At 60.4% G+C, this 13,143-nt stretch carries 13 protein-coding genes; 5 read left to right on the top strand and 8 right to left on the bottom strand.

The features are described from left to right. The first annotated feature begins 5 nt into the window (after positions 1-5). Complete coding sequence (locus HX807_RS17495; protein WP_008430799.1) at positions 6-947, top strand: magnesium transporter CorA family protein; 942 nt, start codon at positions 6-8, stop codon at positions 945-947. Between the two features lie 135 nt (positions 948-1,082). On the opposite strand, the gene map is transcribed toward HX807_RS17495, so the two are convergent. Both map and HX807_RS17485 read right to left on the bottom strand, forming a co-directional pair. Continuing rightward, positions 1,083-1,838: a type I methionyl aminopeptidase gene (map, locus tag HX807_RS17490; RefSeq protein WP_177042233.1), complete on the bottom strand. Its 756-nt coding sequence runs from the start codon at positions 1,836-1,838 to the stop codon at positions 1,083-1,085. After that, complete coding sequence (locus HX807_RS17485) at positions 1,835-2,038, bottom strand: ParD-like family protein (protein ID WP_003215288.1); 204 nt, start codon at positions 2,036-2,038, stop codon at positions 1,835-1,837. Before HX807_RS17485 ends, map begins: the two co-directional genes overlap by 4 nt. A gap of 258 nt (positions 2,039-2,296) precedes the next feature. On the opposite strand from HX807_RS17485, the gene ilvA reads away from it, so the two are divergent. Continuing rightward, the gene (gene ilvA, locus HX807_RS17480; protein WP_102606112.1) at positions 2,297-3,316 is read left to right on the top strand and encodes a threonine ammonia-lyase, biosynthetic; all 1,020 of its coding nucleotides are present in this window, start codon (positions 2,297-2,299) and stop codon (positions 3,314-3,316) included. Between the two features lie 512 nt (positions 3,317-3,828). Further along, the gene (locus tag HX807_RS17475; RefSeq protein ID WP_063029815.1) at positions 3,829-4,104 is read left to right on the top strand and encodes a DUF1652 domain-containing protein; all 276 of its coding nucleotides are present in this window, start codon (positions 3,829-3,831) and stop codon (positions 4,102-4,104) included. Positions 4,105-4,115: 11 nt separating this feature from the next. Here HX807_RS17475 and HX807_RS17470 read toward each other — a convergent pair whose 3' ends face one another. Together HX807_RS17470 and HX807_RS17465 are read right to left on the bottom strand one after the other, a co-directional pair. Continuing rightward, on the bottom strand, positions 4,116-4,514 hold the full coding sequence (locus tag HX807_RS17470; RefSeq protein ID WP_177050561.1) for a hypothetical protein: 399 nt from the start codon (positions 4,512-4,514) through the stop codon (positions 4,116-4,118). 153 nt (positions 4,515-4,667) lie between these two features. Further along, positions 4,668-4,928, bottom strand: a complete 261-nt coding sequence (locus HX807_RS17465; protein ID WP_008436118.1) for a DUF2790 domain-containing protein — start codon at positions 4,926-4,928, stop codon at positions 4,668-4,670. A 330-nt stretch (positions 4,929-5,258) separates the two neighbouring features. On the opposite strand from HX807_RS17465, the gene HX807_RS17460 reads away from it, so the two are divergent. Next, positions 5,259-6,500 (top strand): hypothetical protein, encoded by a 1,242-nt coding sequence (locus HX807_RS17460; RefSeq protein WP_008436119.1) that lies wholly within the window; start codon positions 5,259-5,261, stop codon positions 6,498-6,500. Positions 6,501-6,612: 112 nt separating this feature from the next. Further along, positions 6,613-7,305, top strand: a complete 693-nt coding sequence (gene aqpZ, locus HX807_RS17455; RefSeq protein ID WP_008436121.1) for an aquaporin Z — start codon at positions 6,613-6,615, stop codon at positions 7,303-7,305. 643 nt (positions 7,306-7,948) lie between these two features. Here aqpZ and HX807_RS17450 read toward each other — a convergent pair. The 4 genes from HX807_RS17450 to HX807_RS17435 all read right to left on the bottom strand — a co-directional run bounded on the left by HX807_RS17450 (position 7,949) and on the right by HX807_RS17435 (position 13,131). Then, positions 7,949-8,887 (bottom strand): carbohydrate kinase, encoded by a 939-nt coding sequence (locus HX807_RS17450; protein WP_177050560.1) that lies wholly within the window; start codon positions 8,885-8,887, stop codon positions 7,949-7,951. A gap of 12 nt (positions 8,888-8,899) precedes the next feature. Continuing rightward, the gene (xylB, locus tag HX807_RS17445) at positions 8,900-10,381 is read right to left on the bottom strand and encodes a xylulokinase (protein ID WP_177050559.1); all 1,482 of its coding nucleotides are present in this window, start codon (positions 10,379-10,381) and stop codon (positions 8,900-8,902) included. Between the two features lie 146 nt (positions 10,382-10,527). Continuing rightward, entirely contained in the window at positions 10,528-12,009 is a 1,482-nt protein-coding gene (locus HX807_RS17440) for a mannitol dehydrogenase family protein (RefSeq protein ID WP_134326703.1), read from the bottom strand. Between the two features lie 18 nt (positions 12,010-12,027). Further along, on the bottom strand, positions 12,028-13,131 hold the full coding sequence (locus HX807_RS17435) for an ABC transporter ATP-binding protein (protein WP_102606106.1): 1,104 nt from the start codon (positions 13,129-13,131) through the stop codon (positions 12,028-12,030). Positions 13,132-13,143: the final 12 nt, after the last annotated feature.

The following is a 13,143-nucleotide window of genomic DNA, read 5'->3' as shown; positions in this document are numbered from 1 at the left end:
GCGCGATGATCCAGCGCTTTGAATTAACCGATGGCAAGTTGTACAACAGCCTGGGGGACGGCGGGGATGTCTTGCTGTTCAGCAATCCTGACCCCCACGAGCGCAAGTACCTGCGCGACTGCTACAAGCTCGATGAACACGCCCTGGCTTCGGCGCTGGACCCGGACGAAGTGTCGCGCATCGAGTTCCACCCCGATAACCTGTTCCTGATCTGGAAGCGCCCGGAGAACTATTCCGGCGGCGGCAACCTGGTGTTTGAAGTATCGTCCTGCGGCCTGTTGTTTTCCGGGGACCAACTCCTGGTGATCGCCACCGACGACAGCCAGCTTTCCGGGCTGGGGGCGCGCCGGCCATTGCGCACGCCGCTGGATGTGTTGCTGGACTTGCTGCTCAACAACATCCATCACTACCTGGGCCACCTCAAGGTGATCAAGATGGTCGCCCGGGAACTGCAGCAGCAGTTCAATGCATCGATGAGCAATCGCCACCTGATGCAGATGTTCAACCTCAGCGAAAGCCTGATCTATTACATCAACGCCCTGCACAGCAACGGCGCGGTGCTGACGCGCCTGCGCAACCATGGGGAAAAGGAACATTTCAGCGCTGAAACACTGGGCCTGATCGATGACCTGATTATCGAGAACAACCAGTGCTACAAGCAGGCGGAGATTTACTCCAACGTGTTCTCCGGGCTGATCGACGCCCGGGGCAACCTGATGAACAACAGCATGAACAACCTGCTGCGCAAGCTGACGCTGATCAACGTGGTGTTCCTGCCGTTGAACCTGATCGCCAGCGTGGGCGGGATGTCGGAGTTCAGCATGATGACGGCGGGCACGCCGTGGTGGATTTCGTACCCGTTGTTCATGGCCGCGATGGGACTCGGGGCGGGGTTGATGGTGCTGGGGTTGAAGCGGATTGCGGGGAGTGGCGACAAGGCAGTATGACTAAAATCCTGAATATCACTGAGGTCTAAATGTGGGAGCGGGCTTGCTCGCGAAAGCGGTGGATCAGTCACTGTAGATGGCGACTGTCACACCGCTTTCGCGAGCAAGCCCGCTCCCACAGGGGATGTGCGCCATTCAGACGTCCGGCTGCAACGTCAGCACCTCAAACCCATCCCGCGTCACCGCCACGGTATGTTCCCACTGCGCCGACAAGCTGTTGTCCCGCGTCACCACCGTCCAGCCATCCTTCAAGCTGCGCACCTTGGCGCTGCCCTGGTTGAGCATCGGCTCAATGGTAAACACCATGCCTTCACGCAGTTCGAGCCCGGTACCGGGGCGGCCGAAGTGCAGGATCTGCGGGTCCTCGTGCATCTCGCGGCCAATGCCATGCCCGCAATATTCACGCACCACGCTGTAGCCGTTGCTCTGGGCATGGTTCTGGATGGCGTAGCCGATATCCCCCAGGCGTGCGCCGGGCTTGACTTGGCGGATGCCGGCCCACATCGCTTCAAAGGTCATTTCCACCAGGCGCCGGGCCTTGGGCGAGACATTGCCGATCATGTACATCTTGCTGGAGTCGGCGATATAGCCGCCTTTCTCCAGGGTGATGTCGATGTTGACGATGTCGCCGTCCTTGAGCACGGCCTTGGCGCTGGGCATGCCATGGCACACCACCTCGTTGATCGAGGTATTGATGCAGAAGGGGTAGTCGTACTGGCCCAGGCTCGCCGGTCGCGATTGCAGGTCATTGCGGATGAAGGCTTCCACCGCGCTGTCGATCTCCAGGGTCGACTGGCCGGCGGCGACAAAACCATCGAGCATGGTAAACACCTGGGCCAACAGGCGGCCGGATTCGCGCATCACGGCAAGTTGTTCGGTGGTCTTGATCATTCGCTGCGCCCCCGGATCAGGTCGGGCTTGTCCAGCAACAGTTTGTTGATCAGGTCGTTATAGGCCAGGTGTGGATTGAGTTCGGCGAGCAGGCCGATCTTGATCCAGAACTCGGCCTGGGCGTTGATGGAACGGTCCATGGTGGCGCTGGCCAGACGGAGTTGTTCGTGCAATTGGTCGGTGATCTTGACGATGCCCATGAGCTTCACTGTGCAGAGTTGATATACAAAGCGTATACGTTTCGTATGCTCTACGTAAAGCCTGGCGTTTCGCCATTGACTTGCCCGGTGGCGCCGGTTAATTTTGATTCATGACATTTCAAACCTTTCGTTGCCAGCCAAGCATTATTACCGCCATTCCTCATTTGGCGGGATAGCGCTCGGCTGTACCCAAACCCGCCCTAGAGGCGGGTTTTGTTTTTCCGTCTCCAGGGCCTTGTAAACACCCAGGAGACATCCATGAGTACCCGCCCGGCGAGCCAGCCCCAAGATTCGGGATTGCTTGAGCACTACGTGAAGAAGATCCTGGCCGCCCCGGTCTACGACCTGGCGGTGCGTACGCCATTGCAGGCAGCGCCGGCGCTTTCGGCGCTGCTGGGTAATCAGATCCTGCTCAAGCGCGAAGACTTGCAACCGACCTTTTCCTTCAAGATCCGTGGCGCCTACAACAAGTTGGTGCAACTCAGCGCCGAGCAAAAGGCCCGGGGCGTCATCACCGCGTCGGCGGGCAACCATGCCCAGGGCGTGGCATTGGCGGCGCGGGAGTTGGGGATCAAGGCGACGATTGTCATGCCGTGCAGCACCCCGGAGCTGAAAGTGTTGGGCGTACGCTCCCGAGGCGGCGAGGCGGTGTTGCATGGGGCCAGCTTTCCGTTCGCCTTGGCCCATGCGTTGCAATTGGCCGAGGCCACCGGCAGTACGTTTGTTTCGCCGTTCGACGACCCGGACGTGATTGCCGGGCAGGGCACAGTGGGGATGGAAGTGCTGCGTCAGCAGCAGGGCCCGCTGGACGCGATCTTCGTCCCGGTGGGCGGCGGCGGGTTGATCGCCGGTATCGCGGCCTACGTGAAATACCTGCGGCCCGAAGTGCGCATCATCGGCGTCGAGCCCGAAGGCTCCAGTTGCCTGCTGGCAGCCTTGCGCGCTGGGAGCCGGGTGGTGTTGCCGAGTGTCGACAGCTTTGCCGATGGCACGGCCGTGGCCCAGATCGGCGCCTATGGTTTTGAAATCTGCCGGCACCATGTGGATGAAGTGATCACCGTCAGCAATGACGAACTGTGCAGTGCCATCAAGCTGATCTACGACGATACGCGCTCGATCACTGAGCCTTCAGGTGCCCTGGCTGTCGCCGGTATCCGCAAGTATGTCGGGAAGACTGGCCTCCAGGGGCAAACATGGGTGGCGATCAACTCCGGGGCCAATATCAACTTCGATAGTTTGCGGCATGTTGCTGAACGAGTGGCTGCTCAGACAGGTTAAACGTTTAACCTAAAGACTGTTTAATTTAGTTACATTCATCCGTTTGGATAGTGGTTATGAAGGCGTCAAAAAGTTTGTTGCGGGCACTTATAGCGAGCGGTCTTTCAATTTGCATGATGCCAAGGGAGGCTCATTGCAAGACGCATGAATCGACGGCACGTAATTTTGTCCGAAAGCCCCGATTTGTCTGGGGCGCAGGGCAGTGCGTATGGCGGCACGTTTAATGCTTTATAAGATCCTGTTACAACTCTGAATGAGCTACAAGCACGACGGTTCATACCTCAAACGGGAGGGTTGATGGCGGTCTGCCACGTAACTTATATAAGTAATGTCGTCGCTTATGAGGAAAGGATCCAACGCATTTCGAGCGAGCCTAGTACGCTGGGTAAGCAAAGCCGTCTGCCAGGGCTGGTCAGGCGCAAACGGCGAGCGTGTCACCGCGTTCGCCAGCCGTACGAATAAAGAATATTGATAACAATCGATTGGCAATCTCATAAAAGGAGAGGTCGGCCATGCTTTCGGATCTGGAATTACGCGGCATTATTGAAGGAAGTTTTCTGCCTAAGCGCTGTGAAGTCACCAAGGCGCCAGACGCCTCGCTGACGGTGAAGGTTTATCACGAGATCGACCATGACCGGGTCGACTTGGTGGTCACCGGCATTTGCGCGAACAAGCTCGACAGCAGTCGGGCGATCTGCAATTTGATTACCGAGTTGCGTGAAGACCTCAAGCACACCCACACCCATGCCCCGGCCCTCAAACGAGCCGGTGCGCGTCCTTTCTATTAAACGGACGTCTATTAAACGGACGGTTGAGCTTCAATCAGTGAAGACTTGCGGGCCTGGAGAAACGCCAGGCCCAACGCCGTTTCCGTGATCACCGCCAGCAAAATCCCCGGGCCCGCATGGCCGTTGATCCATTCGCTGATCCCCAACATCGCCAGCACAAAACAGCCGATCGCAAAGCCGGAGGTCATGGCATGCCGTGTCGCATCAGGTGGGGAATGGCGGGCGCGGTAAAACATGATGCCAATGGCCAGGAACAGCGCGGCGTTGCGTCGGGCGACCAGGCCGGTGGCACTGGAGTATTCAACACTCCACACCCACAGGAGCAGGTCCGGGCGCAAACCCCAGATCAGCGCGAGGGCAAAGCACAGCAGGGCAGTGAAGGTAGCGAGGGGACGGAAGTGCACTTGCATGGCGAATCCTTTCAGCCGTAACGAGCGCTCAAGGATACCCCTGTAGGAGCGAGCTTGCTCGCGAAGAACGCAAGGCCCGCGTACATTCAGGATGCCCGCGTTTCGCTGGAGTCTTTCGCGAGCAAGCTCGCTCCTACAAAAAAGCCGATCGGTTCAATTCTGGAAATCACAGGCTTCCGACAGTTTGCGATAGCCCACGTCCTGGACTTTCCCTTGACTGTCCACGAACTTGATATCGGCCTTGATCACCTTGCATTCATTGGTATCGGTTTCATGCATGGCAAGCACCTTCTGCACATCCATCTTCTCGCCGTAGTGATAAGGCGTGACGACGGGTGCGGTGTCAGCCTGCGCCATCCCCGTTACAGCCGTCAGGGCCAGTGCAGCACCGAGCATTAACGTACGCAGTTTCATGGTGTTTCTCCGCAAGTCGTTCGCAGGCTCAACAACGTGATGAGCCGCGGCCGCCCTGGGCAACGGTTGGAGCCGTGCGAGTGCGGTCGAATCAAATGTCTTCCCGGGGGATTAACCATCGATTAAGTGAGGCTTTACTGACAAAAGCTTCATCTTCATGGGGGCGTGGGCTGCGTGAGGGAAGCATCTATTACGCCTTTTTTTATCACCTCACAACCTGTCAACTCTGACAGTTGTCTGTCCTGGGAACTGTGCCATAACTAGGTTGCCCCGGCGCTTGAAACGTCTCACCCGCCGGCCATCAAACTGGCCTCCAAGGAAAGAATAGCCATGAACAATTTGATCAACCGCACGCTGGTTCTCGCGATGGCGGGTGCAACTGCCTATACAGGCGCTGTCAGCGCAGCAACATTCGTCGGTGAAGGCACGGCTGCCGGGAAGCAATGTGTTTCCTTGGCGGTCAACAACTCGGGCGTTGTGGTGGGTACCTGTACCCCGGGCACTACTTCGGGGCCATCCGTGGCGTGGGTCGCGTCCACGGCAGGCACTGAAGTTCCGCTACCGCCATTGGTGAGTGGCCAAGGCTGCACCGCCGTGGCTATAGACAATAACGGACAAATAGCGGGCTCATGCAAAATGGCAGACAATCGAGCCACCGCCGTCATCTGGAACAGCGCTACGCCGGGCGCTGCGCCGGTGGCGTTGCAAGCCGTCTCGGTATTGGGCACTGGATTACTGCCTGAGGCGCGCACTGTCATTAGTGCCTTCAACCAGAGCGATGTATTGGCCGGGGCGAGCTTAAGCGGTACCGGTGACGCAACGGCAGTGTTGTGGTTTTCCGGGAGTACAGCCCCGCTTCAAGTGTCCGCCCTGCACGACAACTGCTTTCCCGCCGACATCAACAACACGCCTATAAACGGTGTGCCCACCGTTGCGCTCGACTGCCCGAATCCTGCGTCTGGCAACACCGTCGCCAAAGTCGTGCAGAAAACCGGGCTACTGGGCACCTTGGTCACGACGCCCTTGACCACACCTGCCGGTAGCACGGGCTGCAGCGTAAGCAGCGTAAACAATGCAGTGCAGTTGCTGGGCACTTGCCACTTCTCGGCGCCGGATGTGCCCCAAGCCGTCTACTGGCCCAATCCAAGCGCCACGCCGGTTCAGTTGAGCAGCATTAGCGGTGTATCGGGGGCATCTCGAATCACCGGTTTGCGGTTGAACAATAACGGGCATGCCGTTGTGTCGTACCAGGACAGCAATGGCCATCATCTGTTGGCCTTCTGGACGCCTTCGTCGGGCAGCACTCAGTTGATTCCGCCGTTGGCAGGCGGCACACATATAGGCTTCGTGGATTTGAGTGATAACGACGTCGTGGCACTGACCAGCGAAAATGCCGGCGAGCATCACCAGGCCGCCACCTGGACTTCTGCGACGGGAACCGTGGCCATTCCACAGTTCGGCGGCGGTCAGGAAAGCGGTCTGACGGCGATATCCCCAAACGGCACTTATGTGGCAGGCGGTGCTGAAGACAGCACGGGCACCGACGATGCAGTCGTTGCAACGCTGCCATAGAAAAAGGCTCACCGGTTTACCGGACAAGTCTGATACAGCCAAGTTAATCGCTTTTGCTACCGTCGCCGCCAGGCCCATCAATCGGATGGCGTTGGCATTGGGTGGAGTTGGTTTGCAAAAGAAAATCGCAGCAGAGTTTCTTGGGACGTTCTGGTTGACCTTCTGCGGGTGCGGCAGCGCGATACTGGCCGCGGCGTTTCCGGAACTCGGGATCGGCTTCGCCGGTGTCGCCCTGGCCTTTGGCTTGACGGTGCTGACGATGGCCTACGCGGTGGGCAGTATTTCTGGTGCACACTTCAACCCGGCGGTGACCATCGGCCTATGGGTGGGGCGCCGGATGCCGGGCGTTGACGTGGTGCCGTACATCATTGCCCAAGTCGCCGGTGCGATTGTCGCCGCCGCCGTGTTGGCGCTGATCGCCAGTGGTCGTCCGGGGTTTGAAGTGGGCGCTTTCGCCGCCAACGGCTATGGCCAATTGAGCCCCGGGCATTACAGCCTGCTGGCCGCGTTGGTGGTCGAGGCGGTGGGGACGTTCTTTTTTGTGTTCATCATCATGCGTGTCACCGGCCCGGGTTCGGCTGTCGGGTTTGCGCCGATTGCCATTGGCCTGACCCTGACGCTGATTCACCTGGTGGCCATCCCCGTCACCAACACCTCGGTCAACCCGGCGCGCAGCACCGGGCCAGCATTGTTTGCCGGCGGGGAATACCTGATGCAGTTGTGGCTATTCTGGGCGGCACCGATAGTGGGGGCGGTAGTGGGCGCCATCGTTGCCCGGGCGGTTACCCGCGCTAGGGAAGCGTGAGCCTACCAGCTCATGCGTACCTGCGCATTACCGCTGAAACCCTCCAGCGTATAGCTGTCCAACTGGGTCTCCTCACATCTTCCAGAATTGCCTTTGTGTCGACGGGCGTTGCGCCTGGAACCAACGTGGCCAACACGATCCCGTGCTGCGCAAACCAAGTATCCGGCTCATGCTGGCCACTTCAATAGTGCAAATTGACCCCTATGCGTGTATGTCCGACAGCTTTTCCCGCTCCCGTGCGGCAACTGATCCCATTTGCCGAGGTGCCGTTACAGAAACCCGTAGGGAATCCGGGTTGAGTGGCGCTCTTTTCTGGGCTCAAAGTTTTCAATGGGGCATAGGGTGCTATAGACACAAAGGACACATGTTCCCATGCAATAGACTCCAGGTCTGTCGTGGTATCCAGTGGCGTTGCGCGAGCAACCGACGTGGCCAACACTATCCCTACGAACAAGCCAATCTTGATGTTTTTCATAAAATCTCCCGGCAACACAATGATGTTGGCGCCACTTCCTTGAGATTGAGGCGTAACCGGAGTCTTGACCCGAAAACCACGACTGACAACTGTCAAAGTTGACAGGTTGTGGAGGAAAGGAGAAAGGAGTAAATGAGTTGCCCCCGCAGCGCGCGGGGGCAGGCTGGGCTAGTTCAATTGCTGGCGGTAGGGCAGGTCCGGCCCGGTCTTGCTGCAGGTGAGTGCGGCAGCGCGGATGGCGAAGGTGAGCATGCTGCTGATCTGCTCGCGGGTCAGCCGTTGCAGGCCCTCTACCGAGTCCAGTTGCTGCTCGGTCAGCCAGGCAATCAACGCGGCTTGGAACGTATCGCCAGCCCCTACCGTGTCCGCCATGACGACCTTGGCCGCCGGCGCCGACCAACTGCCGTGCTGGCGGCTGAACACCGTCGCGCCGTCGCCGCCGCGGGTCAGGAACACCAGTTGGCAACGGTGCTGCAACCAGCCCTGCAGGACGCTTTCCGGTGTTTGGCCGGGGTAGAGCAGGTGCAGGTCTTCGTCACTGACCTTGATCAGGTCGGCATGCTTGACCAGCTCGGCCACGCGGGCGCGCCACAGCTCGATGTTCGGCTCCGGGTTCAGGCGTACGTTGGGGTCGAGGCTGATCAGGCGCTTGCCGCTTTCCCGGCGTACCAGGGCCAGCAGGGTGTCGGCAATCGGCTGCACCACCAGTGAGAACGAGCCGATGTGTACGCCACGCACTTCGTCGCCCAACGCCGGTAGATGCTCAAGTTGCAACTGGCGGTCGGCGCAACCTTCACCGCGAAAGCTGTATTGCGGTGAGCCATTGGCACCCACTGCGACCATTGCCAGGGTGGTGGGCGCTGAGAATTCCACGAGGTACTCCTCGCCCACGCCTTCGTCCTTGAGCACCTGCAACAGGCGTCGGCCCAGGTAGTCGTCGGAGATCCCGGCGAAAAAGCCCGCGTCGATTCCCAGTCGACGCAAGCCTACCGCGACGTTGAACGGCGAGCCGCCGGCAATCGCCTTGTAATTGACCCTGGATGCCTTGCCGCTGGCATCGTCCTCGCTGAAAAAATCAAACAGCGCTTCGCCACATACCAAATACATATTCGTTCGCTCTTAAAGGGATGCAACGTGCTGTTGATAACGCTCATAAGCCTGCTGGTAGGCGCTCACGCTGCCGGCATCCGGCAGTGTGCGGCTGGCTGCGTCGACGCTCACGCAGCGCTGGCACAACTGCGCCAGGCTTTCACCGGACTGGCACCACGCGGCCTGGATTGCCGCACCCAGGGCCGCCGCTTCGCTTTGTTCGGTGCAGACCACTTCGGTGTTCATGATATCCGCGACCATCTGCCGCCACACCGGGCTTTTCGAGCCGCCGCCGATCAGGCGGATGCTCTGGCTCTGCAGGCCGGTCTGGCGCAGCAGGTCCAGGCCATAGCGCAAGCCGAAGGTAGTGCCTTCGACCACGGCGCGGCACAGGTTGGCGCGGGTCAGATTGGTCATCGTCAGGCCGTGCAGGCTGCCGGTGGCGTGGGGCAGGGCGGGCACCCGCTCGCCATTGAGGAACGGCAGCATGCTCACGCCGTCGGCGCCGATCGGTGCCTGGGCCACCAACCCGTTGAACGCCACCAGATCCAGGTCGAACAGCTCGCGGATGACCCCGGTGGCGTTGGTCAGGTTCATGGTGCAGATCAACGGCAGCCAGCCGCCGCTGGATGAACAGAAAGTCGCCACCGACGCCTGCGGGCTGACATTGGCCTGATCGGCAAAGGCATACACGGTACCGGATGAGCCCAGGCTCATGGTGATCACGCCGGGGGCGATATTGCCGGTGCCGATGGCGCCCATCATGTTGTCGCCGCCGCCGCTGGACACCCGCGCATTCGGGTTGATGCCCAGGCGCTCGGCGATGGCTGGCAGGAGGGTGCCCACTGGCTGGTTGGCCTCGATCAACTCAGGCAGCGCAGCTTCCAGGCGCCCGTCGGGATCGATGTGGCGCAACAGTGCCAGGTCCCATTCACGGGTGCGCACGTTGAAATAACCGGTGCCGGAGGCATCGCCGTATTCGGCGCAGGCGCGGCCGGTGAGCCAGTAGTTGAGGTAGTCGTGGGGCAGCAGGATATGCGCGATCCGTGCGAACACCTCCGGGTGCTGTTCGCGGGTCCACAGCAGCTTGGACACGGTGTAGCCCGGCGCGATGGCCACGCCGAGGCGTTCCAGGGAGCCGCTTTCACCGCCCAGGTGTTGCAGCAGGCGATCATTTTCCGGCGCGGTTTCGGTGTCGCACCACAGTTTGGCCGGGCGCAGCACCTGGCCTTGGTCATCCAGCAATACCAGGCCGTGTTGCTGGCCGGAAACGCCGATGGCGAGGATGTCCTGGCCGTCAACCCCGGCCTGTTGCAAGGCGCGGTGAGTGGCTTCGGTAAACGCGTCCAGCCACTCCTGGGTGTGCTGTTCGCGGCGGCCGTTGGCACCGCTGATCAGCGTGTGGCTGGCGGCGCCCAGGCCCAGGACTTTGCCGCTGCTGGCGTCCAGCACGATGGCCTTGGTGCCCTGGGTGCCGCAGTCGATGCCGAGGTAGAGGTTTTGCTGGGTCATGGTAGGTCGCTCAGCCTATTGTTATGGAGAACTCGGTCAATGTGGGAGCGGGCTTGCTCGCGAATAGGGTGTGTCAGTTATGCAAATATTGACTGATCCACCGCTTTCGCGAGCAAGCCCGCTCCCACATTTTTGATTCGGTTCCGTCAGTTGAGATTGGCGAGCAGCCGCTCCAGCGTTTTGCTCACACCCACATCCTGCAGGCTCTCGAAACACCGCTCAAACGCTGCCACAAACTCGGGCGAGTTGGGAATAGCCGTACCAAAAATCTCTTCCACCCCCAGCAGCCGCTTGCTGATCAACGCATCTTCCGTCACCAGCCCCTGGCAAAACTCGGCGCGAGGGTCTGGAATCCGGTAGATCACCCCATTCTCATCCACGCCTTTCAAGTACAACGCCCAGGCCGCCACCACCAGCGCAGCACGCTCGGTCTCGCGACCATCGGCAATCAGGCGGTTGATGGTCGGTACGGTGAACTTGGGAAACTTCGACGAACCATCGGAACACACGCGCTCCAGCTGGTCGGCAATCGCCTGGTTGGAAAAGCGGTCCACCAGGGTCTGCTTGTATTCGGTCAGGTCGATACCCGGAACCGGCGCCAGGTTGGGCGTGACGTCCAGGTCCATGTAGGCGCGCATGTAGGCCACGAACAACGGGTCGTTCATGGTCTCGTGGACGAAGCGATAGCCCTTCAGGAAGCCCAGGTACGTCAATGCCAGGTGGCTGCCGTTGAGCAGGCCGATCTTCATCTCTTCATACGGTGTCACGTCATCGGTGAACTGCACGCCCACCGTCTCCCACGCGGGGCGGCCGTTGACGAACTTGTCTTCCAGCACCCATTGCACAAACGGCTCGCAGACCACCGGCCAGGCGTCGTCGATGCCGTGATCGTCATGCAATTGCAGGCGGTGCGCGGTGCTGGTCATTGGCGTGATGCGGTCGACCATCGCATTCGGAAAGCTCACGTTGGCCTTGATCCACTCGTGCAGGCCAGCGTCATGCAGCGCGGCGAAGGCCAGCAACGCCTTGCGAGTCACAGCGCCGTTGTGGGGCAGGTTATCGCAGGACATCACGGTAAATGCCGGCACCCCGGCGGCCCGGCGCTGGGTCAACGCCGCGCAGATAAACCCGAACACGGTTTTCGGCGAGCCCGGGTTGGCCAGGTCATGCTGGATCTGCGGCAGGTGGGCCATGAACTCGCCGTTGCTGTCGTCGATGCAGTAGCCGCCTTCGGTGATGGTCAGCGAGACGATGCGAATCTGCGGGCTGGCCAGCTTGTCGATCAACGCCTGGGCGCCGTCTTCGGCCAGCAGCATGTCGCTGATGGAGCCGATCACGCGCACTTCGGTGTCGTCGGTGTCGCCCAGTTCATACAGGGTGAACAGGTAGTCCTGGCCGGCCAGGTCGTCCCGCGCCTTGCGGTCCTCGCTGCGCAGGCCCACACCACAAATGCTCCAGTCCAGGCCCACGCCGGTATTCATCAAGGCATCGGTGTAATACGCCTGGTGGGCGCGGTGGAACCCGCCAACGCCGATGTGCGCGATGCCCTGGCTGGTATTGGCAATCGCATAGGCCGGCAGTTGCACTTCGGGCGCCAGTTGCGTGAGGTTTTGCTTGTTCAGTTTCATCGGGAAATTCTCGCGAAATCAGGCGGCGGCGCGCAGTGGGCGGGCCACGGCAACACCCTCAGCGTCGAACAGATGGCATTGGGTCGGGTCCAGGTACAGCTGCAGGGTCTCGCCATATTGGCTGGCCATGTCGCCACGGATCCGCAGGGTCAACGGCTCCTTGCTGGCGGTAATCACGTGGCAGAAGGTGTCGCTGCCGAGGCGCTCGCCGACGTCGGCGGTGACGGTCAGGGTGGCTTGCCCTGGCGCGGCGATTTCCAGGTGCTCCGGGCGAATGCCCAGGGTCACGGCGCTGCCGACGCTCAAGCTCGCGCTGCTCAGGGGCAGGCTGATGCGGCCGCCGGCGTCCAGTTCGACTTCGCAGCTCTGTGGGTCAACGCGAGTGACCTTGCCCTTGAGGAAACCCATTTTCGGCGTGCCCAAAAAGCCTGCGACAAACAGGTTGGCCGGCTGGTGATACAGCTCCAGCGGCGAGCCCACCTGTTCCACGCGGCCGCTGTTGAGTACGACAACCTTGTCGGCCAGGGTCATGGCTTCGACCTGGTCGTGGGTCACGTAGATCATCGTGGCTTGCAGCTCTTTATGCAGGCGCGACAGCTCCAGGCGCATCTGCACCCGCAGGGCGGCATCGAGGTTGGACAGGGGTTCGTCGAACAGGAAGATCTTCGGGTTACGCACAATCGCACGGCCAATGGCGACACGCTGGCGCTGGCCGCCGGACAACTGCTTTGGCTTGCGCTCAAGCAAAGGGCCCAGCTCCAGGATACGTGCTGCTTCGTTGACCTTGCTCTCGACAATCTTCTTGTCGACGCCGGCCAGGTCCAGGGCAAACGACATGTTCTTGCGCACGCTCATGTGCGGGTACAGGGCGTAGGTCTGGAACACCATTGCCAGGTCGCGCTTGGCCGGGGTGACCTCGGTGATGTCGCGGCCATCCAGCTCGATGGTGCCTTCGGTGACTTCTTCAAGGCCGGCAATCAAGCGCAGCAGGGTGGATTTGCCGCAGCCCGACGGGCCGACGAACACCACGAATTCCTTGTCGTTCACCTCAAGGTCGATGCCCTTGATGATGGAGAAGCCTTCGAAGCCTTTTTGCAGATTCTTGATTTTCAGGTTGGCCATGATGGGCCTCCG

It is taken from the genome of Pseudomonas sp. D8002 (assembly GCF_013385695.1).
Classification (GTDB): domain Bacteria; phylum Pseudomonadota; class Gammaproteobacteria; order Pseudomonadales; family Pseudomonadaceae; genus Aquipseudomonas.
The sequence above is the reverse complement of the archived record's forward strand: the minus strand, read 5'-3'. Positions and strand labels throughout refer to the sequence as shown.

Excerpts from the sequence above, each read along its gene's own strand:
- HX807_RS17450 (WP_177050560.1), bottom strand. The coding sequence starts at position 8,887 with ATGTATTTGGTATGTGGCGAAGCGCTGTTTGATTTTTTCAGCGAGGAC.
- HX807_RS17495 (WP_008430799.1), top strand. The coding sequence starts at position 6 with ATGATCCAGCGCTTTGAATTAACCGATGGCAAGTTGTACAACAGCCTG.
- HX807_RS17440 (WP_134326703.1), bottom strand. The coding sequence starts at position 12,009 with ATGAAACTGAACAAGCAAAACCTCACGCAACTGGCGCCCGAAGTGCAA.
- xylB (WP_177050559.1), bottom strand. The coding sequence starts at position 10,381 with ATGACCCAGCAAAACCTCTACCTCGGCATCGACTGCGGCACCCAGGGC.
- map (WP_177042233.1), bottom strand. The coding sequence starts at position 1,838 with ATGATCAAGACCACCGAACAACTTGCCGTGATGCGCGAATCCGGCCGC.
- HX807_RS17435 (WP_102606106.1), bottom strand. The coding sequence starts at position 13,131 with ATGGCCAACCTGAAAATCAAGAATCTGCAAAAAGGCTTCGAAGGCTTC.
- HX807_RS17470 (WP_177050561.1), bottom strand. The coding sequence starts at position 4,514 with ATGCAAGTGCACTTCCGTCCCCTCGCTACCTTCACTGCCCTGCTGTGC.
- HX807_RS17465 (WP_008436118.1), bottom strand. The coding sequence starts at position 4,928 with ATGAAACTGCGTACGTTAATGCTCGGTGCTGCACTGGCCCTGACGGCT.
- ilvA (WP_102606112.1), top strand. The coding sequence starts at position 2,297 with ATGAGTACCCGCCCGGCGAGCCAGCCCCAAGATTCGGGATTGCTTGAG.
- HX807_RS17485 (WP_003215288.1), bottom strand. The coding sequence starts at position 2,038 with ATGGGCATCGTCAAGATCACCGACCAATTGCACGAACAACTCCGTCTG.
- HX807_RS17475 (WP_063029815.1), top strand. The coding sequence starts at position 3,829 with ATGCTTTCGGATCTGGAATTACGCGGCATTATTGAAGGAAGTTTTCTG.
- HX807_RS17460 (WP_008436119.1), top strand. The coding sequence starts at position 5,259 with ATGAACAATTTGATCAACCGCACGCTGGTTCTCGCGATGGCGGGTGCA.